Annotated in this window: 23 protein-coding genes; 15 read left to right on the forward strand and 8 right to left on the reverse strand. The window is 46.0% G+C overall.

Annotated elements, in window-relative coordinates:
• The first annotated feature begins 69 nt into the window (after positions 1-69).
• On the forward strand, positions 70-558 hold the full coding sequence (locus AC1DP6_RS16840; RefSeq protein ID WP_477055868.1) for a cytidine deaminase: 489 nt from the start codon (positions 70-72) through the stop codon (positions 556-558).
• 80 nt (positions 559-638) lie between these two features.
• Positions 639-1040 (forward strand): tetratricopeptide repeat protein, encoded by a 402-nt coding sequence (locus AC1DP6_RS16845; RefSeq protein ID WP_477055869.1) that lies wholly within the window; start codon positions 639-641, stop codon positions 1038-1040.
• Positions 1041-1225: 185 nt separating this feature from the next.
• On the opposite strand, the gene AC1DP6_RS16850 is transcribed toward AC1DP6_RS16845, so the two are convergent.
• The 4 genes from AC1DP6_RS16850 to AC1DP6_RS16865 all read right to left on the reverse strand — a co-directional run bounded on the left by AC1DP6_RS16850 (position 1226) and on the right by AC1DP6_RS16865 (position 5936).
• Entirely contained in the window at positions 1226-3154 is a 1929-nt protein-coding gene (locus AC1DP6_RS16850; RefSeq protein WP_477055870.1) for an arginine--tRNA ligase, read from the reverse strand.
• 138 nt (positions 3155-3292) lie between these two features.
• Positions 3293-3874, reverse strand: coding sequence for a porin family protein (locus AC1DP6_RS16855; RefSeq protein ID WP_477055871.1), 582 nt, complete (start codon positions 3872-3874; stop codon positions 3293-3295).
• An 83-nt stretch (positions 3875-3957) separates the two neighbouring features.
• The gene (locus AC1DP6_RS16860) at positions 3958-4443 is read right to left on the reverse strand and encodes a GNAT family N-acetyltransferase (protein WP_477055872.1); all 486 of its coding nucleotides are present in this window, start codon (positions 4441-4443) and stop codon (positions 3958-3960) included.
• 119 nt (positions 4444-4562) lie between these two features.
• Positions 4563-5936, reverse strand: a complete 1374-nt coding sequence (locus tag AC1DP6_RS16865) for an OmpA family protein (RefSeq protein ID WP_477055873.1) — start codon at positions 5934-5936, stop codon at positions 4563-4565.
• A gap of 281 nt (positions 5937-6217) precedes the next feature.
• Between AC1DP6_RS16865 and dnaK the strand changes: the two genes are divergently transcribed.
• From dnaK to AC1DP6_RS16885, 4 genes are all read left to right on the forward strand, one after another.
• Positions 6218-8125 (forward strand): molecular chaperone DnaK, encoded by a 1908-nt coding sequence (gene dnaK / locus AC1DP6_RS16870; protein ID WP_477055874.1) that lies wholly within the window; start codon positions 6218-6220, stop codon positions 8123-8125.
• 373 nt (positions 8126-8498) lie between these two features.
• On the forward strand, positions 8499-9242 hold the full coding sequence (locus tag AC1DP6_RS16875; RefSeq protein WP_477055875.1) for a hypothetical protein: 744 nt from the start codon (positions 8499-8501) through the stop codon (positions 9240-9242).
• Between the two features lie 513 nt (positions 9243-9755).
• Entirely contained in the window at positions 9756-12383 is a 2628-nt protein-coding gene (locus AC1DP6_RS16880; RefSeq protein ID WP_477055876.1) for a 4-alpha-glucanotransferase, read from the forward strand.
• 12 nt (positions 12384-12395) lie between these two features.
• Complete coding sequence (locus tag AC1DP6_RS16885; protein ID WP_477055877.1) at positions 12396-13409, forward strand: dipeptide epimerase; 1014 nt, start codon at positions 12396-12398, stop codon at positions 13407-13409.
• Here the strand turns inward: AC1DP6_RS16885 and AC1DP6_RS16890 are convergent.
• The 4 genes from AC1DP6_RS16890 to AC1DP6_RS16905 form a co-directional block, all read right to left on the reverse strand.
• Complete coding sequence (locus tag AC1DP6_RS16890) at positions 13398-13631, reverse strand: hypothetical protein (protein WP_477055878.1); 234 nt, start codon at positions 13629-13631, stop codon at positions 13398-13400. The genes AC1DP6_RS16885 and AC1DP6_RS16890 overlap by 12 nt on opposite strands.
• Positions 13628-14242 (reverse strand): hypothetical protein, encoded by a 615-nt coding sequence (locus AC1DP6_RS16895; protein ID WP_477055879.1) that lies wholly within the window; start codon positions 14240-14242, stop codon positions 13628-13630. Before AC1DP6_RS16895 ends, AC1DP6_RS16890 begins: the two co-directional genes overlap by 4 nt.
• 334 nt (positions 14243-14576) lie before the next feature.
• Positions 14577-14852: a hypothetical protein gene (locus AC1DP6_RS16900; RefSeq protein WP_477025918.1), complete on the reverse strand. Its 276-nt coding sequence runs from the start codon at positions 14850-14852 to the stop codon at positions 14577-14579.
• On the reverse strand, positions 14833-16386 hold the full coding sequence (locus tag AC1DP6_RS16905; RefSeq protein ID WP_477055880.1) for a C25 family cysteine peptidase: 1554 nt from the start codon (positions 16384-16386) through the stop codon (positions 14833-14835). Before AC1DP6_RS16905 ends, AC1DP6_RS16900 begins: the two co-directional genes overlap by 20 nt.
• 143 nt (positions 16387-16529) lie before the next feature.
• On the opposite strand from AC1DP6_RS16905, the gene AC1DP6_RS16910 reads away from it, so the two are divergent.
• From AC1DP6_RS16910 to AC1DP6_RS16950, 9 genes are all read left to right on the forward strand, one after another.
• Positions 16530-17753 carry a DUF6807 domain-containing protein gene (locus tag AC1DP6_RS16910; RefSeq protein WP_477055881.1) on the forward strand — a complete coding sequence of 408 codons (1224 nt, stop codon included), beginning with the start codon at positions 16530-16532 and terminating at the stop codon, positions 17751-17753.
• Positions 17754-17894: 141 nt separating this feature from the next.
• Positions 17895-18203, forward strand: coding sequence for a hypothetical protein (locus AC1DP6_RS16915; protein ID WP_477055882.1), 309 nt, complete (start codon positions 17895-17897; stop codon positions 18201-18203).
• A gap of 34 nt (positions 18204-18237) precedes the next feature.
• Entirely contained in the window at positions 18238-18765 is a 528-nt protein-coding gene (locus tag AC1DP6_RS16920) for a hypothetical protein (protein WP_477055883.1), read from the forward strand.
• Between the two features lie 13 nt (positions 18766-18778).
• Positions 18779-19828, forward strand: a complete 1050-nt coding sequence (locus AC1DP6_RS16925) for a DUF3137 domain-containing protein (RefSeq protein WP_477055884.1) — start codon at positions 18779-18781, stop codon at positions 19826-19828.
• Between the two features lie 357 nt (positions 19829-20185).
• Positions 20186-22627: an AAA family ATPase gene (locus tag AC1DP6_RS16930; protein WP_477055885.1), complete on the forward strand. Its 2442-nt coding sequence runs from the start codon at positions 20186-20188 to the stop codon at positions 22625-22627.
• Positions 22628-22663: 36 nt separating this feature from the next.
• Positions 22664-23110: a hypothetical protein gene (locus tag AC1DP6_RS16935; RefSeq protein ID WP_441574626.1), complete on the forward strand. Its 447-nt coding sequence runs from the start codon at positions 22664-22666 to the stop codon at positions 23108-23110.
• A gap of 39 nt (positions 23111-23149) precedes the next feature.
• Complete coding sequence (locus AC1DP6_RS16940; protein ID WP_477055886.1) at positions 23150-24517, forward strand: DUF5458 family protein; 1368 nt, start codon at positions 23150-23152, stop codon at positions 24515-24517.
• 114 nt (positions 24518-24631) lie between these two features.
• Entirely contained in the window at positions 24632-25531 is a 900-nt protein-coding gene (locus AC1DP6_RS16945) for a hypothetical protein (RefSeq protein WP_477055887.1), read from the forward strand.
• Entirely contained in the window at positions 25528-26622 is a 1095-nt protein-coding gene (locus AC1DP6_RS16950; protein ID WP_477055888.1) for a lytic transglycosylase domain-containing protein, read from the forward strand. The genes AC1DP6_RS16945 and AC1DP6_RS16950 overlap by 4 nt, the downstream gene beginning before the upstream one ends.
• Positions 26623-26675 lie beyond the last annotated feature (53 nt).

A 26675-nucleotide genomic window follows, 5' to 3' on the forward strand; every position in this document is an offset into this window, starting at 1 on the left:
ATATCGCCGGTCCGTAGTTGTCTTACCCCGACAAGCCCACGGCCGTAAGTACTACCCAAAAACGCTGATATGGAAAAACAATCGCTGCATATTGAATACCTCGTTTACGATGATATTACTGGCCTTGATGATGCGGATGCATGGTTGCTCAAGGAAGCCCGTGAAGTAACAGCATATGCCTATGCACCTTATTCACATTTCCAGGTGGGAGCCGTCATCAGACTGGCCAATGGTGAAATAGTAGCTGGTTCTAACCAGGAAAATGCGTCTTTCCCGATTGGTTTATGTGCAGAAAGAGTAGCGCTGGCTTCTGCAGCTTCTGTATATCCCAATATAGATATTGATACCATTGCTATCAGCTATCATAATATCAATGGCGATAGTTCGCATCCCATTTCACCCTGTGGCATGTGCCGGCAGGCAATATCTGAATATGAAGCGAAACAGGATGCCCCTATCCGGCTTATCCTGGGAGGTCTGAGTGGTAAAATATATGTTATTAACCGTGCAAATGATCTGTTACCGCTGTCTTTCAGCGGAGATGAACTTAACGGCTAGAAAATAGTATATATAATTTATTGCATATAAATTATATATACTCTATATTTGTCCGGCACCCACTTTAAGTGCCGCGATTCATGAAACCCTGCCAGCTCATAATCAGTATATGTACCATTATACTATTTATTGCAATCTATAGTGAACCGGCAGCTGGTTACTTTAATAAGAAACAGCGGATAGCGGTAAACTATCGGCCTGGTCTATACGTTGTTAAGGATACGCCGGTAATAGCAGGTCATTATCAACAGCAGGCGCACGACCTGTACGACAAGCGGCTTTTTAAACGGGCGATTGTACAATGGAAAAAAGTGTTGCACTTGCAACCTACCAATGCTTTTGCTATGTTTATGCTCGGAAAATCGTATATGGGTGCAGGTGAGCAGGAGAAAGGGGAAGCCCTGTGTGATAAAGCTATCTTGATAGGAGAAAAAGAAGTGACTACGGATAAAATTATTTGCCACAGTGTAGAAGGATTTTAAACAGCGCATAAAGGATAGGCAAGCTCCTTTTTTCGTTGCTGCTTACTGTGGTATTTTCTTCGGCAGTTTCGGCCACGGCGGTCGCAAGCTGCTAACGCTGTGATTCGTAAGGCTTGCAGCGTTTATTTAAAAAAAGAAAAGGAAGGCGATTGGCCTTCCTTTTTCTATTATATAAAAAATGCTTTTTACATCCGTTCTGGTACCCGGATCCCCATTAATTTCATACCCTGCTGAATGATGTTGGCAGTGAGCATGATAATTTGCAGGCGCAGTTTTTTCTTTTCTTCTGTAGCCGCTCTTACAATAGAATAGGTAGGTACCCCATCTACTCTTTCTCCATAGAAAGAATTGAATAACTGTGCAATGGAGAAAATATAATTGGCAATAACAGACGGACTCAACTCACGATAAGCCTCTGCCAGCACGCCTGGGAATTGTTCGTTCAGTATGATCAGTTCTTTTTCCAGCGGTAACAATTCGCCGGTGTAACTGAATGTAGCCAGATCTGCTACCGGACCTGCTTCCCTGATAATGGATTTAATACGCGCATGTGCATACTGGATGAAGGTGGCGGTGAATCCATGCAGGTCAATAGATTCTTTAGGATCAAAGATCATTTTCTTTTTAGGATCTACACGCAGCAGGAAGAATTTCAAACCACCCATACCTACGGTGTCGTACAGTTCATGCAGCTCTTCTTCAGAAAAAGTATCCAGTTTTTTACCGAGTTCTTTGGCATTTTCTTCTGCAGTCTGTATCATTTCAGTGATCATGTCATCTGCATCCACTACAGTACCTTCCCTGCTTTTCATACGACCATGTGGCAATTCCACCATGCCATAGCTGAGGTGCAGGAGACCAGGAGCAGAGGGCTCGCCCAGCTTTTCCAGGATCAGTTGCAGTACTTTGAAATGGTAGTTCTGTTCATCTGCCACTACAATCACACTCTGGTCCATGTGGTAATCCTCGTATTTCAAACGGGCGGTACCCAGGTCCTGTGTCATATATACAGAGGTGCCATCTCCACGGAGCAGCAGCTTTTGATCAAGTCCATCGGCGGTGAGGTCTATCCATACAGAATTGTCTTCTTTTCTGAATAAAACGCCTTTCTCCAGTCCTTCTGCTACGAGGTTTTTACCTAACAGGTAGGTTTCACTCTCATAGTACATCTTGTCGAAATTAATGCCCAGGCGGTTGTAGGTTTCTGCAAAGCCTTCATACACCCAGCTGTTCATGGTGGCCCACAGTTCCCTTACTTCCGGGTTGCCGGCTTCCCATTGCTGCAGCATGATTTTGGCCTGCTGCATGATCTCGGTCTTATTACGCGACATCTCTTTGATGTCGTCCATAATCTTGGCCGTTTTTTCTTTATCTTCTTTTACTTCCGGCTTGTGCAGTGCAGTAACGAGTTTCTCCAGTTTTTCCACTTCAGCGCCTTCAAAATCGGCAAAGTTGTTTTCCAGTACCCGGTCGATAATAGGTTCGGCCTGTTCTTTTACCACAGATTCAAACTTCACGTAGTAGTCACCCACCAGGTGATCGCCCTTAATGCCGCTGGATTTCGGCGTATCACCGTGTGCAAAGAGTTGCCATGCCAGCATGGATTTGCAGATGTGAATACCACGGTCATTTACCAGGTTGGCCTTGATCACTTCAAAGCCATTTGCTTTCATAATTTCAGCAATGGAAAAGCCCAGGAAATTATTACGCAGGTGCCCCAGGTGCAAAGGTTTGTTGGTATTGGGAGATGAATACTCCACCATGATCTTTTTACCATTGGCAGGCTGTATTCCGATGTTTGCGTTACTATAATTTGTGTGCAGAAATTTAGTCCAGTAGGCATCGTTGATGCTCAGGTTCAGAAAGCCTTTTACTACGTTGAAACGGGAAACCAGTTCCGGGTTATGAGCCGTCAGGTATTCGCCGATGCGTTGCGCTGTTTCTTCTGGTTTTTGTCGGCTGAATTTTGTGAAAGAGAAAACTACAATGGTATACTCACCTTCGAATTCAGGTTTGGTCGTATTGATTGAAATGTCTGCTTCAACTAACGGCTGATCGTAAAGCGATTTAATGGCGGCCACGGCGGCCGTTCTGATGGTTTGTACAACACTCATGCTGAAAATGATTAATGCGAGGGGCAAAGATAGTCAATTAGCAGAAAGCATACGGCATAAAGCAAAAAGCTATTGTGTAGAATATCTGCTGATATCTGCTACACAATAGCTTTTTGCTTTATGCTTTTCTCCTTATGCTTAGAATTTGTAAGACAGGCCGATCTGTGCTACTGAATTTTTGTGATTGAAATTGTCGGAATCAAATACATTGGTCAGGCCAAAATTATACCGGGCGTTTACACCGAGTCCCATATCAAATGTATAGCCGCAACCAAAGCCCAGTCCGAAATCGATAGATTTCATATCGTCTTTAACATCTGTGGTGTTGTTATTGACCCTGTATTTTGCGCTGGCCAGGATGCCCAGCTGTGGGCCTGCTTCTACATAAAATGCTTCTGCGATCGTGTATTGAACCATTACCGGCACATTCACATAGTTCAGCTTAACAGTGCTGGGGATATGACCCAATCCAAAAAATACACTGGAATTCAGTTTTGTTCCCTGGGCGGAATACACTACTTCAGGCTGAATGGCCCAGCTTTTATTCAGTCCAATGTTGATGAAACCACCTGCATTGAAGCCGGCCAGGGTTTTAGACTCATCAAAAGCCGTGAGTTTGGAAATATTCAAACCCCCTTTAATACCAAATTTTACATTTTGCGCTTGTACTGCCAGCATAGTTCCGATGGCTAGTACGCCAGACAGAATAAGTTTTTTCATGATATGTTCTTTTATGTACGGCCCAGTTTGCAATAAGTATGCCGTTTTTATATAGTAGCAGCCACACCTCTCCCTGTAGAAAACTATAAATCCTTCAACATCCAGCTGTCACAGCCAAAATGGCCGGTGTTACCCATCGGTCCTGTCAGGTACCTGAAACCGAATTGTTCATAAACTTTTCTTGCACGGGCTAATTCGGGGCTGGTTTCGAGGTAGCACTGCGTATAGCCATTTTGTTTAGCATAGTCGAGGCACAAGGTAATAAGCTTGCCTGCGAGGCCCTTACCACGGGATTCCGGGAGCAGATACATTTTTTGCAATTCACATACATGTGCTTCTCCGCCATCCAGCGGATGAATACCAGCGCCTCCAATAACGCGGCCTTCCATTTCTGCTACGTAATAAATGGCGCGGGGAATATCGAAGAGTACAGATAAGTGGTCGGTGGTAGGGTCTGAAAACGCGGTACCGGCCTTGTTCATACCGAATTCTGTCAGGGTGGTTTTTACTATGTTGGCTACCACCGGATCATCTGAAGCCACTATCGTTCTGATTGTTATTGGTTCCATAAAATGAAATTACGAATTACAAATTACGAATTACGGATTTGTGAGAAGATGACAGCGGATACTTCCTCTATTTTCTTCCCACAAATCCGTAATTCGTAATTTGTAATTCGTAATTATTCCTAGAATATGGTAAACTCTACTCTTCTGTTCTTTTGTCGGCCTGCAGCGGTTTTATTGCTGGCAATAGGCTGTGACATGCCATAGCCCACGGCTTCAATTTTGGAGGCATTGACGCCTTTTTCTACCATGTAAGCTTTAACGGATTCCGCTCTTTCTCTCGACAGGGCAAGGTTCCGGTCCTTACTACCTACATTGTCGGTATGTCCGCTCAGTTTCAGGTTAAGGTTTTTGCGTTTCAGCAGATCTGCGACTCTGTCCAGTGCAGGATAGGAATGCGGCTTGATGCTGGCTTTGGCAAAATCGAATTCCAGGTTGCGGATCGCTTCTTTTACAATACGGGTATCTTCTTCGGTAATCACTATTTTTTCTTCTTTCTTTTCTATTACCGGTACTGGCAGCGGGCAACCGGAGCCGTCTACCTTGGTATTGGCAGGAGTTCCCGGGCATTTATCGAAGAAGTCAGAAACGCCATCTCCATCACTGTCTTTTGTCAGTTTATCTACATCAGCCGTCAACCTGGCATTGTTTTGATTGGCAGCGTCCAGAGAGGCGGCGAGGGTGGCTTTTTGTGCCTCCAGCTCATCGTACATGGCGCTGGCAGGGTTATGCCATTGCAATTGTTTCTTTCCTTTCTTGCCCAGTGCAAATTCCAGCCCGGCGTAGCCATAGGAGTATTTATCCTTGTTGGGGCCATGTGGATAACCATCGAGGTTATCACCATCCGTATAATACATGGTGTAACCAAGGTCCAGGTTGATGGCCTCTGACAGTTTGAATTTAAGACCTGCTCCTACCGGAATAATCAGTTCCTTAATAGCTTTATCGTCTGATTTATAATTTACCTGGGTACCATTGTTTAGCTCCAGTGTTGGCTTGTATCCAGCTAAACCACCGCCCACAGAGGCGTACAGCGAAACGAAGTTTTGTCTGAATAGCCAGTTGACAGTAGTAATATTAAACACGGCATTTAACGTGGCAGACCAGGGAAGTTTGGTTTCAAAAGATTTGTAAGGGCTCACAAGCGGCTTTCCATTTCCCAGGCTTTTACTATTATCGGCCTGTAACTTACCACCTACATAATCAGCCCTCAGGGCCAGGAAGTGGAGTATCTGGTATTTTACATAGGCGCCATAACCGGCAGATCCTTTCCATTTAGTGAAGTCATTACTGCCACCAGTAGCAACTACAGGCGCCAATACGCCGCCATTGATGCCAATGGACCAGACTTTGTAGTCACCAGGACCACGGAATAATCGTACAGATGGAGTAGCACTAATGGCAGAAGTGGTGGATGGTTGATCCTGAGCCTGGCTCATCATCGGGGTGGTTGCTAACAACAGGCATGCAACCCTCCATAGAATGGATTTGTTCATAAGAATAACGGTTAGGTTATACAATTTTTTACCAATAAAAACCGGTAGGACAGGAATGAAATAGCTTAAAGGAAGGCGAGGCTATGAACAATTTTGTGTTTTGGGTTATTTAGTCATTAACGTCTTTGGGAATAGCTGACAGCCCCTAATAACTAAATACTATCCTCAAATATAGGGTACCTGACTGACATAATTTCATATTTTTTTGCTTGGCATAATCATTGACAAACCAACGACAAACACGAAAACATACTTACAACTAAAGGATAATCTTTAATACTATGGGAAAAATAATAGGCATTGACTTAGGAACTACCAATTCATGCGTTGCCGTAATGGAAGGTAACGAACCGGTAGTGATTGCCAATGATGAGGGCAGGAGAACAACCCCATCTGTAGTGGCTTTTTTGAAGAACGGAGAAAGGAAAGTAGGTGACCCTGCAAAGCGTCAGGCTATTACCAACCCCGTAAACACTATTATGTCAGTGAAGCGTTTTATGGGCCGTCATTTTGACGAAGTTGCCAGTGAAGTGAGTCACGTTACATATAAAGTGGTAAAAGGTGATAACAACACCACACGTATTGATATTGACGGCAGATTATATACGCCGCAGGAGATTTCAGCGATGATCCTGCAGAAAATGAAGAAAACAGCTGAAGATTATTTGGGTCAGGAAGTAACAGAAGCGGTGATCACTGTGCCTGCTTACTTTAATGATGCACAACGTCAGGCGACCAAAGAAGCCGGTGAAATTGCCGGTTTGACGGTTCGTCGTATTATCAATGAGCCTACTGCTGCTGCACTGGCTTATGGCATGGACAAAAAGCACATCGATAGCAAAATCGCTGTATTTGACCTTGGTGGTGGTACCTTTGATATCTCCATCCTGGAATTAGGTGATGGCGTATTTGAAGTAAAATCTACCAATGGTGATACCCACCTGGGTGGTGATGACTTCGATAAAGTGATCATGGACTGGCTGGCTGACGAATTCAAAAAAGACGAAGCAGTAGATTTACACAAAGATCCAATGTCATGGCAGCGTTTGAAAGAAGCTGCTGAGAAAGCAAAGATCGAATTGTCTTCTTCTCAGGAAACTGAAATCAATCTTCCTTATATCACTGCAGTGGATGGCGTTCCTAAACACTTAGTGAAAAAATTAACCCGCGCTAAATTTGAGCAGCTGAGCGATAGCCTGGTGGAAAGAACACTGGAGCCTTGCCGCAAAGCACTGAAAGACGCCGGTATGAATACTTCTGAAATTGATGAAATAATATTGGTAGGTGGTTCTACCCGTATTCCTAAAATCCAGGAAGTAGTTGAAAAATTCTTCGGTAAAAAACCTAATAAAGGTGTAAACCCGGATGAAGTAGTGGCCGTAGGTGCTGCTATTCAGGGTGGTGTACTGACAGGTGAAGTGAAAGACGTACTGTTACTGGACGTTACACCACTGTCACTGGGTATCGAAACAATGGGCGGTGTAATGACCAAACTGATCGAATCCAATACCACTATTCCTACCAAGAAATCTGAAACTTTCTCTACCGCAGCAGATAGCCAGCCTAGCGTGGAAATCCATGTACTGCAGGGTGAAAGACCAATGGCCAGCCAGAACAGAACACTGGGCCGCTTTATCTTAGGTGATATTCCTCCGGCTCCGCGTGGCGTTCCTCAGATCGAAGTAATCTTCGATATTGATGCCAACGGTATCCTGCACGTAACTGCAAAAGATAAAGGCACTGGTAAAACACAGAACATCAAAATTGAAGCTGGTAGCGGCTTGAACAAGGACGAAATCGAAAAGATGAAAGCCGAAGCCAAAGCCAACGAATCTGCAGATAAAGAACAACGTGAGCAGATCGAAAAGCTGAATAAAGCGGATAGCCTGATATTCCAGACTGAAAAACAGATCAAGGAGTACGGTGATAAACTGCCTGCTGACAAGAAAGAAACCATCGAAAACGCACTGAATAAGTTGAAAGAAGCACACAAATCTCAGGACGGTGCACAGCTGGATATAGCTACTGCTGAACTGGAAGCTGCGTGGACTGCTGCTTCTGAAGAGCTGTACAAAGCTTCTCAGGGTCAACCGGAAGGTGCTCAACAGCCTAACGGCGGTCAGCAACAGGGTCAACCTAACGCTGCTAACGATGGCGTAACTGATGCTGAATTCGAAGAAGTAAAATAAGCGTAGTTTGTCTTACTCAGCAGGACGCTGATGAAGATGATTACCCGGATTTTCTAATATAATTGGCGAAGATGGAAACAGATGGATCTGTTTTGTCTTCGCCAATTTTTTTATGGACTTATTAAGAATCAGGATAATCAGCTAATCCTGAGTAAGACAAGCTATTTTTGGATTAAGTTGAAAACCGGGGGAATATCTTTTTCAATATTCTCTAAATGCCAATACACTCACGTTTGCCATTCTCAAATCCCTCCCGGACTATCGTTGAATATTAAACAATACCCATTACACTCCCTTTAGCTAATCTTCCATCTGTCCCATAAACAGCTTCCCCGGGATTATGTTATATTTATAGTAATCAAAATTATCTCTCATGGCAAAACAAATGTCTATCATTCCCTTTACGGGAAAACTCGGTCCTCTCATTGGGTATAAGCGCAATGGCAACTATTTCCTGCGCTCCATGCCTGAAAGCGTACGGCAAACGGCTGCTACCCGCCGCGCATCCCGGCGCTTTGGCATCGCCAGCCGGAAAGGCGCTTTTATCCGTCATGCTTTCTACGGTCACCTGGATATCCCCTGTGACAGCGGCCACATCAATCGGCTGAACAGGCTACTCATTGCTGCCGGCGATCATCACGAGGCCCTGACAGGCTTCCGCTTCAATCAACATACCGGTGTAGATCGTTTCTTTCCGGTGGCTCCCCGGCTTCTGAGTAACGGAATATTAAATATTCCCGCACAAACCATCGCCGGGTATAAAGGCATGGTTGCCCTGGAAGTAAAAGTGATCGCAACGCGCATTGATTTTATATCACGCCAGGTGGTGGGTAGCGAAACTGTTACGCTAATGATAGAGCCGGATACCACTTTCCAGGAAACAAATGTTTCGCTGGAGGTACCCGGGCAAGGTTCACTGGTAGTAGTTTTCCAGGTAAGAGCGATGTACAAAGATGGTCCATCGGGCAACAGAAAATACATGGCCGCAGATATTATTGCGGTGGCAGCGCCACAGGTACCCAAATATGCTCATAAACGTAGGTATCCAAAGCGGACGAAATTGCTTCCCAAACTTATCTATACACACGCATATCCAGCTGTCATTCAACTGGAATAAAGCGATCTTGCCCCCGGAGATATTTTGATGAATAAACCCCTTATACCTGCTTCCTTTTGAATAGTACCTCTCTTTCCACAGCTACAGTCTGACACTGAAGCAGCCCTGCTATGGCCACTTCTGACCTCCATACATCTTCTGATGCAATTTCATCCCGGTTATACATCCGGACGTCATCCCCGCATCAAGTCCACCTCTGCTGCACTGCTTCTATAGGTATTTAGCGGGTGTTAAGCATAGCATCGACGGAGCCAACATAATCACAATACACTTTTGTAGGTAATGACGGGTGTTCTTAATGCCCTATATCCTAAAGGCGTATTTAGCGACAACGAAATAAAATTCCTGCTAAAATATCCGTGATACCCGCTTTCGGGCAGTTGGCAGGCTTAGATCTGCAGCATTCTTCCTTTATAGATTGACTAAACTTCATGCTTAAAATTTACACTATCTCTCAGGTTTTCAACTTGATCCCTATTTTTTCTTACTTTGTTCCCGCTTAGCCGGGACCCAATGAATTATAGACTACGTTTTTATCTCCGTTACCATACTTATTACGGGCAGGAACTTTATCTGCTGGGTAATTTACCTGCACTGGGCAGTGATGTGCCCAGGCATGCCCGCCGTATGCAATGGTTGAATGCAGATTGGTGGTATACCGATATTCAGCTGGCTCCCGGAGAAGCCTTTACCCTCCAATACCAGTATATTTTAAGAGAACTGGAAGACGTAGTATACGAAGGAGCCGTACGGGAATTTGCCTTCACCCCCGGAGAGCATCCTGAAGTGGTTTTTACAGATACCTGGAATGATGCCGCCCGCCCGGAAAATGCCTGGCTCACGGCGCCATTCTCCCGCGTATTTTATCCCAGAACCACCGCTGCTATCATCGGGCCACTAACGGCCACGCATATATTCCGCGTACAGGCCCCCCTGTTAGATCGTCATAAAACCATTTGTTTACTGGGTAGCAACCCATCAACCGGTAACTGGAATATTTTACAGCCATTATTGCTGCAATACGATGCCCAGGGCTGGTTTTCTGTGGCACTGGATCTCTCCGGATCACCGATGCCGCTTTATTATAAGTACGGTATTTATGACCTGGATATACAAGCGTTTGTACAGTTCGAAAATGGGGATAACAGGGAACTGCATACGGTAGCAGTAACAGGCAGACAGGTAATTCTGCACGATGGCCTCCTGCGCATAGACTATACCCCCTGGAAAGGCGCCGGCATTGCGGTGCCGGTATTCAGTCTGCGCAGTACGGAAGGATTTGGCACCGGAGAATTTGCAGACCTGCCTCAACTGGCGCAATGGGCGAAGCACAAAGGTTTTCAACTCATACAGGTACTGCCGGTGAATGATACCATCCAAACCAATACCTGGAAAGATTCCTATCCCTACGCAGCTATTTCCTCTTTCGCATTGCATCCGCTATACATAAGATTGCAGGAGGTAGGTAGCCTGCCGGATACGCATCCATTGCAACGGCAATTTGGTCGGTTACGGCAATGGCTGAACGAAAAGGAAACAGTGGACTATGAAACGGTCATGTCTTTTAAACTGGCCTATCTCAGGGCATTATACGAAGCAGAAGGAGAGAAGCTGCAAACACGCGATTACTGGCAGTGGTTTGCTTCCAATGAACACTGGCTCCTGCCTTATGCAGTATATTGTTACCTGCGCGATCGCTATCAAACAGGTGATTTTACTCAATGGCCGATCCTTAACGTTTACGACTACACAGCTATCAACAAACTTATTATAACAGATGAAGCGGCTGCTGCGACAGCACACTATCACTTCTTTGTGCAATATCATCTCCACCGGCAGTTAGCGGCTGCCACAGCAGCGGTACACCAGTGCGGCGTAGCGCTGAAAGGAGATATTCCAATAGGCGTAGCCCGCCATAGCACAGATACCTGGATGAATCCCGAATGCTATCACCTGGATATGCAGGCGGGTGCTCCTCCCGATAGTTTTACCACAACAGGACAAAACTGGGGCTTTCCTACCTACAACTGGAAACAAATGGCGGTCAATGGCCTGGAGTGGTGGCAGCAAAGGCTCCGGCATATGTCCGTTTACTTCGATGCCTTTCGTATCGATCATATTCTCGGCTTTTTCCGCATCTGGCAAATACCAGGAGATGCTATACAGGGAATACTCGGTTATTTTCATCCAGCCGTTCCCGTTAGCCGGGAAGAAATGCGGCTGCGTGGAATAGATTTTGAAGAAGATCGGTTTTGTCAGCCTTACATTACCAACGCCGTCCTGGAAGATATTTTTGGTAATTATGCCGGCATGATGAAAGAGCAGCTGATGGAACCCCTCATAGATGGTCGTTATAAGCTGCTCCCTGCATTTGATACCCAGCGAAAAGTACTGGAATCTACTCTGTCGGAAGCAGTGAAAAATATGCTATATACCCTCCTGGCAGATGTACTGTTTATAAAGGTGACAAACCGTAACAGAACGTTGTATCATCCCCGTTATGATATGGCAGCTACCTATTCTTTTGCTGCGTTGGATGGCAGTACCCGTAGGCATCTGCAGGCATTGTATCACGACTACTTCTACGTACGGCAGGAGAGTTGCTGGCGCAAAGAAGCGATCCATAAATTGCCGCTGATCAAAAGAGCTACCAACATGCTTATTTGTGGGGAAGACCTGGGCATGGTACCAGCATGTGTTCCCGGCGTAATGCAGGCACAAGGTATTTTAAGCCTGGAAATAGAACGCATGCCAAAAGCAGGAGACGTCACCTTTACCGCAATATCCAAAGCGCCGTATCTTTCTGTATTAACGCCTTCTACGCACGACATGAGCACTTTGAGAGGATGGTGGCAGGAAGACGTTCACATCTCCCGAAAATATTATCAGCAGGAACTACACCATAAAGGTCCTGCACCTGCTGAAGCCAGCCCGGCGCTGATCCGGGAAATCGTCGCCCGCCATATGAAGGCACCTGCCATGTGGCGTATTTTCCAGATACAGGATCTGCTGGCCGCTGAAGGACGCTCAACCGGCCATCCGGACACAGAAAGGATCAATATTCCTGCGGTCGCATCGCACTACTGGCGATATCGTATTCCACAAAATGCTCTTAATCGTGCACAAGAAAAAAAATCGTAGTATTTTCAGTATATGAAGCTCACCCTTTACCCTTTTGAACTGAAATTTCGTCACACCTTTACGATTTCCCGTAAATCGAAAGACGTGCAACCTTTGCTGGTAGCGAAGCTGGAGCAGGATGGCCACAGTGGATTGGGAGAAACAGCAGATAATTCCTACTACAATATAACGGTACCCCATCTTATAGAGGCGATAGAACAACATCGTTCTTTTATTGAAGATTATCACCTCAGCACGCCAGCCGCTTTCTGGCAGGATATGTATCCTTTGCTGCAGGACAATATGTTTGCACTCTGCGCACTGGATATTGCTGCATGGGACCTTTACGCTAAACAACAGCATCAAAAGTTGTACGAAGTATGGGGCCTGGATATTACACATAATCCGCTGACAGATTATACCATTGGCATTGACACCGTAGAAAATATGGTGCGCAAACTGAAAGAATTTCCGTGGCCTATTTATAAGATCAAGCTGGGCACTAAAGAAGATATTGCCATCATTACTGAGCTGAGAAAGCACACAGACGCAGTTTTTAGAGTAGATGCCAATTGTGCCTGGGGTGTTGATGAAACATTGCGCAACGCCATTGCATTAAAAGAACTCGGCGTGGAATTCATCGAACAACCCATGCCGGCAGCCGATAAAGAAGGAATGAAAAAGGTGTATGAGCAGGTGGTACTGCCGGTAATAGCAGATGAAAGCTGTATTGTGGAACAGGATGTAGCCCAATGTCAGGGCTATTTCCATGGCATTAATATCAAACTCACCAAATGCGGGGGCATTACACCCGCCCTGCGCATGATTGCTACTGCAAAACAAGCCGGCATGAAGGTGATGACGGGTAGCATGAATGAAAGTACGGTGGGTACCTCTGCGGTAGCACATCTGTTGCCGCTGCTGGACTATGTGGATATGGATGGACCGTTGCTGCTGGCAGAAGATACTGCTGCCGGTATTAAAATGGAAGATGGACGTATTATCTATGCCACTGGTCCCGGTACCGGTGCCGTATTACTCCGCTGATCTGTTATCGTGCAGGTCATACACCGCCAGATCCCCATTCTCTGACATGATCGCAATATGATCCTTTTTAGGTATGGACTCTACAGCACATATCACGGCATTGGTCACGATCCAGTGGCTGTGCATCAGTTCTTTCTGTAGCCGCCACAATACCCGGTTTATCTCCATTATAACTATAACCAGCATATCCTTCAGTAGTATATCGGTGTTTAATTCGTTCATTTTTTATAATCCGGCCACAGTATGCTCGCGTAGTTACCAAGTGAGGCGGTGACAGTTTGTTGCACTGCGGGAATATCGCATCTGTTTGAATCACGGGTAGCGATAATTCTGTCGGCATAAGCCTGTAGGAGAGCGGGCGATGCGATTACTGCCGTGAGATCCCCGTTGGCAGGCAGGTTCATGCCTGTGGAAGAGAAAGGCCATTGCATGGCTGTTTCCCTGATTTGTTGCATCAGCGGATCATCCGGTGCCAGGCTTTTGCTAAGACTGAGCAGGTCTGGCAGGTACCGCAGACAGAGGTCTGCGCTGTAAATGCTGGCAGCTGTAGGCGTTGCGGGGTAGGGACTAAGCCAGTGCAGGATGTCTTGCTTTCCTGCTTCCCTGAGCATTGCCAGTTGTACTATTCTGTAAATATACCCGGCGGCCCAGAGGGCGGCATCCGCATCGAAAGCTGGTGCAGTACCGGGTATTTCCAGTATATCGTTTTGATAATATGCCTCCAGTATCGTTTGGGTGTCCTGTAATTCCTGCGGTGTAAAAGGGATAATTTGGTTGACTACAGCTACTTGTCCTTCGCGTACAAGGTGGTTAATAAACGCATCTAAATTCATAGGTAAACATTTGACCGTTCGCGTTCCCGCAACATCAGCGGATTCGTTGAAACGACAAAATAACAAAAAAACATATACATGTACTGTATAGTTATGGCGTGCCTGTTATTGCCGGGTAGGGAACCTGATATGGTTACTCACCGGGTTTACTCCTGCTTCTCTTTGCAGAATAGGGCGTGCATTATGACTGTTGGTCATCGGCTTTGCTACCTCTTTTATCTACGGAACCGGGTAGTTCAGATTTTACAACCGCTTGTCATCAGGCTTGCTATCTCTTTTTCTGGGTCCGGGTAATGTTCACATTCATAGCCGTTGTTACCGGAGCTCCGGGCTGCTATTCCTCTTCTTTCCAGGTTTGGGCGAGAAACACATAATCCTCAATACAACCGGTGGCAACAATCGTTTTGCCGGCCAGTGGCATCAGGGGATTTTGCATAAAAGGGTTGGCGCCGGCAGGACGTATCAGGTAGTCTCCCTGATCTGTTACCAGGAATACGCCAAGGTGTTCACTTTTACTATGTTTGCCAAATGTGCGGAGCACCAGGCGTCCGGTGAGTGTAATGAAGGGATTGTTTTGGTCCCTGTTGGTTTTATCTGCTGACATATTCACGATACCCCAGTATTTGATTGTTTTTTTCTTTCACCACAATGACCTTTGTTAACGGTATTTCCCCGGTGGTGGCAGATTCCGAAAATACGTGAAATTTTACAGATGGCATGGAGCCGCTGACATCTTCTTTGCCTGCCTGGCTATTTTTCCTGTTTACAAAAATCYTAGGGTCCCGTTCTTTGGCAAAGTTTTTTTCATCCAACAGCTGGTGCATAGCGGTGTGCAGCGCAGGATCTGTTGCATGGGAACCATCAGAAGGGTGAGGAACGGCGATAAAGTCGTCCAGCATTTTACCCCGGGCTTCCAGGTTGTCGCGGCGGTTTTGCACGGTATTTACGAAAGGCTGTTCCGCGCCGGTGGTACTGGGATCTTTATCGTTGATCACCGGTTGCCAGGACGGGTCGCCGAGGAGGTAAAACTGTGCGGCTGTTTTAAGTTCGTAGGGATCAAGTGTGGGGCCCATTTCGTTCAGGAACCGCTGTCTTGCTTCCAGCAGGGCCCTGCCGGTAGAAGCGCCGTTCAACACATTGATCACAAAATATTGTGTCAGCAAATCCGCCAATCCCTGTCCGGTGGGTGGACCATAAGCAATATTGGAACTGCCTACAAAGGCAAGTGCATGATTCAGAAGGTAGCTGTTGGCCATGCTGATTCTTTTGGCACTGTTCTTTTTCGGATCAAACAGTTGGCCACCGTAGCAGCATTCTGCTGCTACAATGGTGCCATGCGTGATTTTATCTTTCAGTACGTCAGATCGCATGGCCAGCGGAAAATCCGTTGCTTTCTGACCGTAATAGGCAGGATTATAAATAGCGCCATGACAGTTGATAAAATGCGTTTTTGCCTGCAATTGGGCCGCAGTCCAGTTAGTTCCTGTCATGGTTTCATCTCCCGGAAATACCAGCATGCTGGTATGATTCCCAAAAATATTCTGCAGGCTGTTCTGCGTAGAATCCTGCCAGTCAAAGGTGCTGATGGAAAAGTAAGGGAGATAATCACCCCGCTGTGCAGGTGCCGCCTCAATAATATTGGTAATCAGCGTATGCAGGTAGCTTGCATCTCCCATTGCGGGAATATCCGGCAGCCGGCCTGTTACCCGGGTAGGGGAAATGAATTTCCCCGGATCCGTGTCATAAGGCGTATCGCATGCATAAGGCAGATCACTGGGGATGTTTCCATCCGGATCATTGTCGCCCGGTAATAAATTTTTTAAACGCTGGAAGGGAATGATATCCTGTGCCCCCACCAGCAGTATATATCCCGGTGAAAAGAAGCGGTATAAATCATCGATCGCTTTCTTGTTTTGCGCGTCATCGTTGGCATCTGTTACGGTGGTAGCCTGGCAAGCCTGCATCTGCACGGTGTCGTCAATGAAAATAATGTGTGCATCCAGGTGTCTGCTGTTGTCATAAGTTTGCAACGCATTTAAATCATCCAGTATGAGCTGGTGACTATCGCCGTATTTCTGTTGTAAGGCGGCTTTATTGGTTATTATGAGTTTGGTAGTCAGCATATTCATATTTGGGGATGCCATAGTATCCTTATTAAGCGTTCAAAAATATTGATTTAAAAGATAATAAGCTACCCATACTGCAACAATATTATCATTTCCCTACGCAGAGTATTTGCATGGTGAAAAAGTAAACCGTATTTTTCTGAGAATCTATGCAGCAGTTTATGAAAAAATTCCACGGGTTAACCGTTCTCCTGATATTCCTTGTTACCAGCATCCATGCTCAGGTAATTGCCGGCTTTATTGTAAAAGCAGGCAGTATCAGCAGAAATAACAGTATCGTATATACGACATTGCCAGCCGGTGTTGGTAATGCACCTGTTAGCCTGGAAGAAGTCAGCAACGGAAAGCGTACGCCCGTTGCCGTTAATGTATATAAAGGACAGTTATGCTGGATTATGCAGGGAACTACGCCTGCTGGTACAGAAAGGAAATACGAGCTGAAAAAAGGTGCAGTGGTGACTAATCCGGCTATGAAAACAGTGCTGCAGGGTGGTCATCTGTTGCTGGAAGAACAACAACAACCTATCCTGCAATATAATTTTGAAACAGTAGCAGCTCCGGCAGGCGCAGACACGGCATATAACCGCAGTGCCTTTATTCACCCGCTCTGGGCTCCCAATGGTGTGGTGCTGACTAACATCTTCCCTAATGCCGGACACCTGCATCATATGGGTATCTGGAATCCCTGGACCCACACGCTGTTTGAAGGAAGAGAAACAGATTTCTGGAATGTGCAGAAGAAAGAAGGAAAAGTACGTTTTAATGGTCACCTGGAAACACTTTCAGGTAATGTGTGGTGTGGATTCAGCGCAGGTCAGGATCATATTGCATTTCTGAAAGATGGCACTGAAAAAACGGCTATTCGGGAAACCTGGCTGGTACAGGCTTATCCCGCTACGGAACAAGGATCCCGCCGGGAATGGGATTTTACCTCCACTTTTGCGCCGGATACCCCCAATGGTATTACCCTGTTGCAATACCGCTATGGCGGTGGTTTCGGGCTAAGAACAACAGCGGAGTTTACAGCTAAAACCAGCCAGGTACTGACATCAGAAGGTAAGACCCGCAAAGATGCCGATAGCACCCGCGCCCGTTGGGTGAAAATATCAGGCACTACCGCACAGGGAAAGGCAGGAATGCTGATTATGAACTATCCTGATAATTTTGATTCCCCCGAACCTTTGCGCGTATGGCCGGAAGATATGGAAGGGGGGGAACTCATGTTTAACTATACGCCTACGCGCATGAAACCATGGCAGCTTTACCCGGGAGCACACTACCAGCTGAAGTACAGAGTGATGGTGTATAGCGGTGATATCTCTGTTGCTGAAGCAGAGGCCGCCTGGGAAGAATATGTACATCCGCCGGAAGTAAGTATCATTTGATATTGCATTTTGTGTTTTCTCTCTTTTTCATTTATTTTAGCGCTGTGAATGATTCGGTTTCAATTCGGTTAACCTCGGAGAAACAGATCGGATGAGATGTGTGATGTAACCCTGATTCAATAAACCTTAACCATCATCCTCATGAGCACTTTAAATGATTCTCAAAAAGAGGAAGAGATAAATAAATCTCCCGATGAGGACGATGCGCCTTCCTGGGGAGGTGTGATCGTTGGCTTGTTACTCGGTATTGCAGGGATAGCACTTATCTTCTATCGTTATAAACAGTTTCATAGCCCCGGAGATGATACGATCAGTATCACCAAAATTGAAATGCTGATTTATAAAGTAACGGGAGAAAGTATCTGGGCACTGATTTCCGCTTATGCGTTGGTATCCGTAGCCGGTTTTTATCTCGCTATCAGTAATTTCTATAAACTCAAATCCAAATGAAGTAAATCCATATTCCTAAACACAACATGTCCGCATGAATAACCTCTCTGAACTGAAAACAACATTGCTTGAAATCCATGAGAAGGATAAAAAGCAAACCATTAATGCCCTTATTACCGCAGAAGTTTTTGCTGTGCTTGTTTTTGGGGGAATAGCCTATAGTATTTTTGCCGGAAAAAGCAGTCAAACACCCAATGGTGTGCTGTTTATATTATTGTTTTTACCCGTAGCTGTTTTGATCCCCTATCTCTTTATGCTGTACCACGCGAAGAAACGTCCTGAGAAAATTCATGACTTTGTAAGCCGTCTTGAAAAAGGAGAATCAGTGAATAACGTAGATACCTATACGGATTATAAACTTACCCTGCCGCTGCGTATTATCAGATTGCGATTGTTTCCAATGGAATATGCGCATGTAAGGCTTGGGCAAAGCCGTTCTTTTTTCAAACTGCCTTTGTCTGCCGAAAACGTGCAGCCCTTTAAGGCGCTGATCAGTCAGCAGGTACCTGAGATGTCTCCCATTTCTATAGGTGGATCTTCTGCCCACTGGTCTTCTAACTGATAATGTATCATTCATGAAAACACTGGAAGAATTTAATACCTTCCTGGATCAGCAGCTCAGCAATGAGCTGCTGGCCATGGAACAAAAACGCATTTCCGGTCGCAACTGGACGCGCTGGATGTGGGCTGCCTGCCTGATTCCGTTTGCCATCTTTATTTATTTCATGATCAGGGTTGCCACTCAGCAGGCGCCGGCAGCCACCACCAACACCGGTTTTGGGAACCAGGCATTTCTGRTAGTGGGTATTGTATTGCTGTTTACGCTCGGCAGTTACGCGATCCGCTATGTTATGATGAAAAGAAAAGGAGTAGACGATGCGGTAGATTTTCAGCATGATTTTAAAACAAGAATTGTAAAGCCCATTATTGGTTTTATCAATCCTTCCTATACTTATCAGCCGCTCAACTATGCCAGCTATGAGGAATTTACCGAAAGTGGTTTGTTTGCGAAGAAAAATTATCGCATCAGTGGCAATGACCAGGTTTATGGTAAAACAGGGGAGATGAATTTCCAGTTCTGCGATCTCCTGGTGACGCATATGCCTTTGGTGACGGTACGCGGGCAGGGGCCTGATACTGTCTTCTCCGGCAGCTATTTTATTGGACAGTTCCTGCGCTATTTCAGCACCCCTGTGTATATTCTTTCCCGTAATTCCGCAATGGAAAGCTTGTTTTCCAGCACTGCAGCCGACAATGGATTTATTCAAACCTGGGACCTCGGCAAAAAGGTGCTGCCCGCGGATGCAGCCTTCAATAAATTATTCATGGTATATGCCCAGGATCCAAACGAAGCGCAGCAATTGCTGACGCAACGACTAATGGAAAAAATCATCCGCCTGCAGGAAAGGAGCACTGCCAGACTATTTATTTCTTTTTATAATAACCGCGTTTACATCGGTATTGGCCATGGGATGGACTATTTTGAAACAACCCTGAACAGATCACTGCAGGACCGGCAGATGCTGAAGAATTTTTATCTCGATTTTATGTCACTGCTGCAGTTGGCGGAAGATCTGCAGGACAATAGAAGTATCTGGACAAGCAGGGCATTTTCCAGGTCATAATTTTTTTAAGGAGATAGAAAAAATGTCTGTGTCATATTTAATAGGTAGACATCCTCCCAATAATTTCCTTTTAAATTTTATTTTTCTGCCAGATTTTAGCATCAAAAATAAAATTTAAATAATATGTTGTGATATTTTTTATATTCGTTGTAACCCTTTATGGTAGTGTATTGTGAGGGACGTTAAATACGTATAATATCCGATTATGCATAGAATGGTATACCCCGAACGAGTTTTTTTTTAGATTGAATTCTATGTAAATGTTTTCGCTGTATCTTTACTTTGCCTCCTAAGAGGGGCGCCCAAATAGTAATTGTAATTGTTAACTTAATATTTGAAAAACCTGGTATCATCCAAATGACCCTGTCAACATTGACCATATTTGGCCCTGCATTGCAATCCGCCATAAGGATAGCAACAGCCATTGCAAAAGATTATCATCATTCGCAGTATACACCTGCGCATCTATTGCGCGCCTGTTTACACAGAGAAACAGGGCTGGCACCTGCATTGCATCAATTGAACCTGGATGTATATTACCTGGAAGAGTGGGCGGAAGTACGACTGGATGAGATGCCCAGGGCATCGCGTATTCCGGATGAACCGGAACCGGATGAAGCGGCAACAGCAGTACTACAGGAAGCCATCAGCATAGCAACAGAAAACGATCTCGGAGAAGCGGATGCCTGGGCCTTGCTCATGGCACTGTGCACACCAGGTGTGGGCTTTTCCTACGAACAATTGAAAACATTTCCTTTTACACGGGAGCAATTAAAAGCTGCCGGAAAAAGTGGAAAAGACATAGCACCGGATAACTCCACCACCAGCCGTATTAAACCCGGCGCACTGAAATATGTATATCGCATTACAGATCCGCAACTGCTGAAAACGTTTCATCCGGTGATAGGCCGTGATGGAGAAATCAGGAGCATCACGGAAGTGCTTACACGTAAAGACCGCGCCAGTGTATTGGTGATCGGGGATGGCGGAGTAGGTAAAACCGCTTTGGTAGAAGGACTGGCCCGTGCTATCGTACAAAAACAGGTGCCACTGCAGTTGCAGTCGTCAGAAATGTATGCACTCGATTACGGTGCATTTATAGCTGGGGCTGCTTATAAAAACGAACTGGAAGACCGCCTGCTGCAAATTATTCAGCAGCTTAAACAAACGGGTAAGCATATACTTTTTATCGATAATCTTCACAGTCTGCTGGACAAGCAATCCGGTGGAGGTATGGCCAATGTTATCAAAGCTGCATTGGGTCAGGGTGAAATTATTCTCATCGGCACCACCACACCGGAAGGGTTTCGTAAGCTCATAGAGCCGGATGCCATTCTGCGGCACCGGTTTGAAACTGTTACACTGACGGAGCCCGATGAAATACTGGCTGGTCGCATGATGAGCGCAGTTGTACCGGTATATGAAAATTTCTATCAGCTCAAAGTATCACCCGAAAGCATACACGAATCCATCCGCTTGTCGCGGCGCTATCTGAAAGAAAGATCTTTGCCAGACAGTGCTATTAACCTGCTGGACCGTACCATGGCGGCTATACGCGCCATGCAGGACACCGGCGCCGGGTTATTACAAACTTTACAACTGGAATTGGAATCTCTTAATGGTAAGGACTCCTTACAAATAACTGATTTTCAATGGTTTCACCGGCAAATGACAGAACGTTTAGGTACCCTGTTAGCTGCCCGGTTGCATACTCCGCAGGATGTCAGTAAAATGACAGCGGTTGCGGACATACAACTTTACCTGCAACAGCTACTGGAGCAGCTTTCTGTTGTAACAACCACTCCACACGAAGAAGTGACTCCAGTAGATCTGGCTACCATGATTGCCGCTATCACCGGCATTCCCCTGGGAAAAGTACAGTCCCAGGAAAGAGAGCGCCTGGTGAACATGGAGCAGCAGTTAAGTAAGCGGGTAGTAGGACAGGACCATGCACTCAAAGCAGTGGCGGATGCCATACTGGAGTCAAGATCCGGCCTCAGCAGGCCCGGACAGCCCATAGGTTCCTTCTTTTTCCTGGGACCAACAGGTACCGGTAAAACGGAACTGGCAAAATCATTGGCGGACTTCCTGTTCCAGGATGAACGCTGCATGATCCGCTTTGATATGTCAGAGTTTAAAGAAGAACATGCCGCCGCCCTGTTGTATGGCGCTCCTCCGGGATATGTGGGCTATGAAGAAGGTGGGTTGCTGGTCAACAAAATACGGCAACAGCCCTATGCAGTGGTACTGTTTGACGAAATTGAAAAAGCACATCCCTCTGTATTCGATATTTTTTTGCAGATCATGGATGAAGGAAAACTTCATGACCGGCTGGGAAAAACAGGCGATTTCTCCAATGCGCTGGTGTTGTTTACTTCCAACATTGGCAGTGAAGCGATTGCAAGGTCTTTTCAGGAGAATGTGATCCCTGCATCGCAGCAGTTGATGGAACTGATGGCCCGTCATTTCAGACCGGAGTTCCTGGGAAGACTTACAGAGATTGTTCCATTTGGTCCTATTCAGCAGGCAAACGTGGAGAAAATCTTTGATATCCATTTACAACATTTACTGCAACTATTGCAGCAGCAGGAGATCAGCTTAACTGTATCTGCGGATGCCCGCCGGCATCTGGCGCTGATGGGCTATTCTCCTCAGTATGGTGCCCGCCCGCTGCGGGAGGTGATCCGGGGTCAGTTGCGTAAACCATTGTCGCGCATGATCATAGGTGGTAGTCTGCGAAAAGATATGACTGTAACACTGGATATAAAAAATGATCAGCTAGACTGGACAATAAATTGATGATTGTCAGATTCCAAAATTCTAAATTTATCTCAAATGAATGACAACTACGGAATTGGCGGCACAGAAGTGAAGCTGGACGCCAACGAAGCCATCGCGGAAATTTCGCATAACCGTACCTTGTTTGCTGAAAAGTTAACCCAGCAAACACCTGTTAAACCTGAAATAGTGGAAGGGCTTACTTCCGTAGAAGCTGTTTTTGAACATTTCAAACCAGCCGTGAATGTAAGTTTCCATGATGCAGAAGGTCGCACTGTGCCGGAAAAGTTACAATTCCATCACCTGGGTGATTTCGGTATAAAAGGTATTACAGAACAAAGTGCTTTCCTCAATGATCTGGCTACTGAAAAGGAACAATACCTGAAAATTATGAAACAGCTGAAGACGAATAAAATTCTGAAATCAGCCCTGGCAGATCCGGATGCCCGCAAAGCGATATTAGGCGCAATTCGTGGCATGATGAAAGACCTTAATACCAAATAATTAACAGTTCCCCCATTCAGGAACATAACCTCACTGATTATGGCAGAATTACAGAAAAACCAGGAGCTGCAAAATGATGGCCTGTCTTCACAGCAGGAAGTTAACCTCAGCGGAAATATTGAAGATCTTGCCAAGTATGGCGGCTTTGACCTCCTGGAAGGTACCGTTGAAGGTGCACAAAACCTTAACCCCGAGCGTAAGGCGCGCCGCAATATATTCTTGACAGAAGCCGGCAAAAAAACAGAAAGAGATAAACTCAAAAAAGTACTGTCCCTCTGGGAAAAAGTATTGTCCGAAACAACAGAGCTGCCTGAAATGGTGGACTACTGTGCTTCCCACGCGGAAGAAGCCGGAAAGATATTGTCAACCAATCTGGGTGAAGCAGTGGACTCCACCCGTGAACTGGAACAGTCTTACCGGAATGTGGCACTCTTCTTCAAGAATACAGAATCCGACAAGGTAAAGAACATCTCCTTTATCAACGTGGAACTGGAGCAGCTGAAAGACCTGGATAATACCCGTTTCATTGACGCTGTCAACAACGAGTTGGTGAGCAACTATGACCGGTTGGATCTGCGTACCAACTACAGTCTGCTTGTTGTTCCCGGCTACTTGGGCTCCAATAAGGTGATAGAGAAATGGGCGAAAATTGCCCATGAAAATAAAGCCATGCTGGTAACGGACTTCGCACACCTGGATGCACCGGATGACGTGATGGAGATGTTTGAGCAGGCCAATCTTACCGGTGGCGAAATCCACCGCTCCAATGTAATCATGTCCTGCAACTGGCTGGTAGGCCGTGGCAAATTTGATGAAGTAGGAGAGCAGGATCATCTGTATGTACCGCCTTCCGGTGCACTGGCAGGTAAGATCTATAAAACCCTCATGTCGCAGGTAACTGCCGGTAAAAAATTCGGCGGCATGAACGAAGTGGATGGGGTGAAATTCGAGTTGAAGAAAAGTGAAATTGCCAGCCTGGAAAAAATGGGACTGGTACCCATGGTGAAAGAATACGGAAAAGTAATGGCCTTCAGTGCTAAAACACTGTTCAACGGGGATAACCTGGGGCTGCAAACTTATTCTGTTGTGCGGGTATTCGATTTCGTGACCAAGGTGCTGATGGACTTCCTGAACCGCCGTGCCTTCGAAAACTTCAATGCCAATACACGCAAGGACCTGATGAAGCAGATTATCCGCTTCCTGGATGGCATCACCGGTCCTGATAAGCTGATTGAAGACTTTAACATCCGTCGCTTTGAGCAGGATCCGATACAGAAAGACCGGATCCACCTGGATATCCATCTCAAGCCTTACTTCCCTGCCAAGAACTTCCTGATCAAAATGGAGGGTCAAAAAGGAGATGAAGCTACTGATTGGGATACTACCTACGAGCAGGATGGCAAATAACCCTCAGTGGTCAGCTTTTGGGCTTTAACGATGCTTTAAACAGCTCGTGTATATGCCCGAAAGCTGACAGCCGGAGAATCCCTACATTTTTTAAAGGTAAAAGCTGACCTAAAGATGAAACGAGTGTTGTGCAGTTTACTGCTTTGTTTGTTAATTACAAGTGCCGGGTTATCCGTAAAAGCCCAAACAGGTACAGATAGTATTCTGACTACCAAAGGAGCGGTAACGCTCATTACTTCCGGCGCCCCTATCAGTACTTTTCAGATCGGCGACGGAAAGAATACAGATTATGATTATCGCATAGTGGATGGAAACATGGTATTCCTGCGTCCCATTACTGCGGCCCCACGCCCAACTAACCTGATTGTCCGGGAAGGCGAAAATATTCATTACATGATCATTGCGTATCATGATAAGGCGGATCTGTCCCGCCTGAAATACACCTTATCCGGTAAGTCCAAGACCACCGGCGCCTTCACCACGCCGGAAGCAACGCCACAGGCACCGCGTCCAGGCAGGGGAGAAAGAAGCGGAGATGAACAGCTGGCTAATTTGCCGGAAGAAACCGGCAACCTTATCAGCGTAGATACTGTTACCGTTGGTAAAATTGCGGAAGACTTCGGGAAAGATCATAAAGTAAATCACCAGTACGAAGTGAAGGTAGATGGTATCAGCGTTGGATATGCACAAGCCATGACGCTGAGTAGCATGAATTACTTCTGCTTCCGCATCCGCAATAAAGGCAAAGAACCATTTGAAATTGTGAAGGCCAGTCTGATCCACAAGGAGAAAAAAGACACCTCACTACTGCATACCATGCCCATCCTTTATAAGAAAGGACCTACTATCATCGCCCCCAGAGAAGAGGCCAGCGAGGTATTTGTAGTGCCTTCCAAACAATATAAGAAAGACGATGAGGTAATTATTGTGCTGCAAACAACAGAAGGGAAACAACAGGTGGTATTATATGTGCCGGTAACGGTACTTCCTAAATACATGTTGGCCAAACAATGAGGACACGTTTTGTTTTGACGTTACTTGTATTCCTGTTGTTCACCCGGTCCGGGATAGCACAACAGGTGGATTTCTGCGGGGAAGTTGTACCGATGGAAAGAGATTTTGTTTCCTATCGTCTCATGGATGTGATTAAGCGCAACCTTCGCTATCAGGGTTACCTGCCTGCATTGCGCCTGAAAGCCGAACAGTATTTCCCCATTATAGAACCGATTCTTCAGCAATACAATGTACCGCTGGATTTTAAATACCTGCCCATTGTGGAAAGCGGTCTGAGTAATGCTACCTCACCGGTAGGTGCCCAGGGCGTATGGCAGATTATGCCTGGCACGGCTGCGGAGCTGGGCCTGACGGTCAGCGCTGGTTATGACGAACGCAATCACCTGATTAAAGCAACACATGCTGCCTGTAAACTAATACGGCTGTTGCATGATCAGCTGAACTCCTGGACACTGGCCGCAGCAGCATATAATGCCGGATCGGGCAACATCTCCAAAAATATAAAACGGCAGGGGAGCAGCGACTACTACCAGTTGTTGCTCAATAATGAAACTGCCCAGTATATCTACAAGATCATTGCGATCAAGCAGCTTTTTGAAAGCCCGGAATTATATATGCCAGGCTTTGGCTATAACGTATTCAGTAAAAATTCCAACAGCGGATCTGTATTCGCCACACCTGCCCCGGTTAGTAAAACCGGAGACAAGGATTTTAATACGATCCGTATCGCATTGGGTAAAACTGCACCCGTCAAACACGCAGTGGTCGTTTACGCCGCCCGCCTGCAAAATAACGGCGCCTTCGAAGATGGACAGCTGGTCAGCATTCAATTGCTGGATGACCTGCAGGCTAACGGTGTGTATATACGTAAAAATTCCAGTCTCTCCGGTAAAGGATGGTTGGTCAGCAGCCGCATATACGTAGACCTCGGCTTTGGTAATACCGTGGTGCTTTATGCTGCAGACGGGAAAAAGGGGGTACCTGCCGGTTTGTTGAAAACAGGCGGAGAGGTGCAGTTGAGAAATGTAGGTGATAACAGGAGTAATGCATTTTTGGGTGGTGGGCCGGTTACTACTGTAGCGGCCAGGTAGGCAGGATATGGCAGGGATGCCGGATATTGCATCACTCTTTTTTATGTATAAGT

The organism is Chitinophaga sp. 01L420, assembly GCF_056399985.1.

What these genes read in the sequence shown, in the direction of transcription:
- AC1DP6_RS16940 (WP_477055886.1), top strand. Translation starts at nt 23,150, where the DNA reads ATGGCAGAATTACAGAAAAACCAGGAGCTGCAAAATGATGGCCTGTCT.
- AC1DP6_RS16915 (WP_477055882.1), top strand. Translation starts at nt 17,895, where the DNA reads ATGAGCACTTTAAATGATTCTCAAAAAGAGGAAGAGATAAATAAATCT.
- AC1DP6_RS16950 (WP_477055888.1), top strand. Translation starts at nt 25,528, where the DNA reads ATGAGGACACGTTTTGTTTTGACGTTACTTGTATTCCTGTTGTTCACC.
- AC1DP6_RS16850 (WP_477055870.1), bottom strand. Translation starts at nt 3,154, where the DNA reads ATGAGTGTTGTACAAACCATCAGAACGGCCGCCGTGGCCGCCATTAAA.
- AC1DP6_RS16885 (WP_477055877.1), top strand. Translation starts at nt 12,396, where the DNA reads ATGAAGCTCACCCTTTACCCTTTTGAACTGAAATTTCGTCACACCTTT.
- AC1DP6_RS16840 (WP_477055868.1), top strand. Translation starts at nt 70, where the DNA reads ATGGAAAAACAATCGCTGCATATTGAATACCTCGTTTACGATGATATT.
- AC1DP6_RS16930 (WP_477055885.1), top strand. Translation starts at nt 20,186, where the DNA reads ATGACCCTGTCAACATTGACCATATTTGGCCCTGCATTGCAATCCGCC.
- AC1DP6_RS16910 (WP_477055881.1), top strand. Translation starts at nt 16,530, where the DNA reads ATGAAAAAATTCCACGGGTTAACCGTTCTCCTGATATTCCTTGTTACC.
- AC1DP6_RS16935 (WP_441574626.1), top strand. Translation starts at nt 22,664, where the DNA reads ATGAATGACAACTACGGAATTGGCGGCACAGAAGTGAAGCTGGACGCC.
- dnaK (WP_477055874.1), top strand. Translation starts at nt 6,218, where the DNA reads ATGGGAAAAATAATAGGCATTGACTTAGGAACTACCAATTCATGCGTT.
- AC1DP6_RS16860 (WP_477055872.1), bottom strand. Translation starts at nt 4,443, where the DNA reads ATGGAACCAATAACAATCAGAACGATAGTGGCTTCAGATGATCCGGTG.
- AC1DP6_RS16845 (WP_477055869.1), top strand. Translation starts at nt 639, where the DNA reads ATGAAACCCTGCCAGCTCATAATCAGTATATGTACCATTATACTATTT.
- AC1DP6_RS16895 (WP_477055879.1), bottom strand. Translation starts at nt 14,242, where the DNA reads ATGAATTTAGATGCGTTTATTAACCACCTTGTACGCGAAGGACAAGTA.
- AC1DP6_RS16875 (WP_477055875.1), top strand. Translation starts at nt 8,499, where the DNA reads ATGGCAAAACAAATGTCTATCATTCCCTTTACGGGAAAACTCGGTCCT.
- AC1DP6_RS16945 (WP_477055887.1), top strand. Translation starts at nt 24,632, where the DNA reads ATGAAACGAGTGTTGTGCAGTTTACTGCTTTGTTTGTTAATTACAAGT.
- AC1DP6_RS16880 (WP_477055876.1), top strand. Translation starts at nt 9,756, where the DNA reads ATGAATTATAGACTACGTTTTTATCTCCGTTACCATACTTATTACGGG.
- AC1DP6_RS16890 (WP_477055878.1), bottom strand. Translation starts at nt 13,631, where the DNA reads ATGAACGAATTAAACACCGATATACTACTGAAGGATATGCTGGTTATA.
- AC1DP6_RS16855 (WP_477055871.1), bottom strand. Translation starts at nt 3,874, where the DNA reads ATGAAAAAACTTATTCTGTCTGGCGTACTAGCCATCGGAACTATGCTG.
- AC1DP6_RS16865 (WP_477055873.1), bottom strand. Translation starts at nt 5,936, where the DNA reads ATGAACAAATCCATTCTATGGAGGGTTGCATGCCTGTTGTTAGCAACC.
- AC1DP6_RS16920 (WP_477055883.1), top strand. Translation starts at nt 18,238, where the DNA reads ATGAATAACCTCTCTGAACTGAAAACAACATTGCTTGAAATCCATGAG.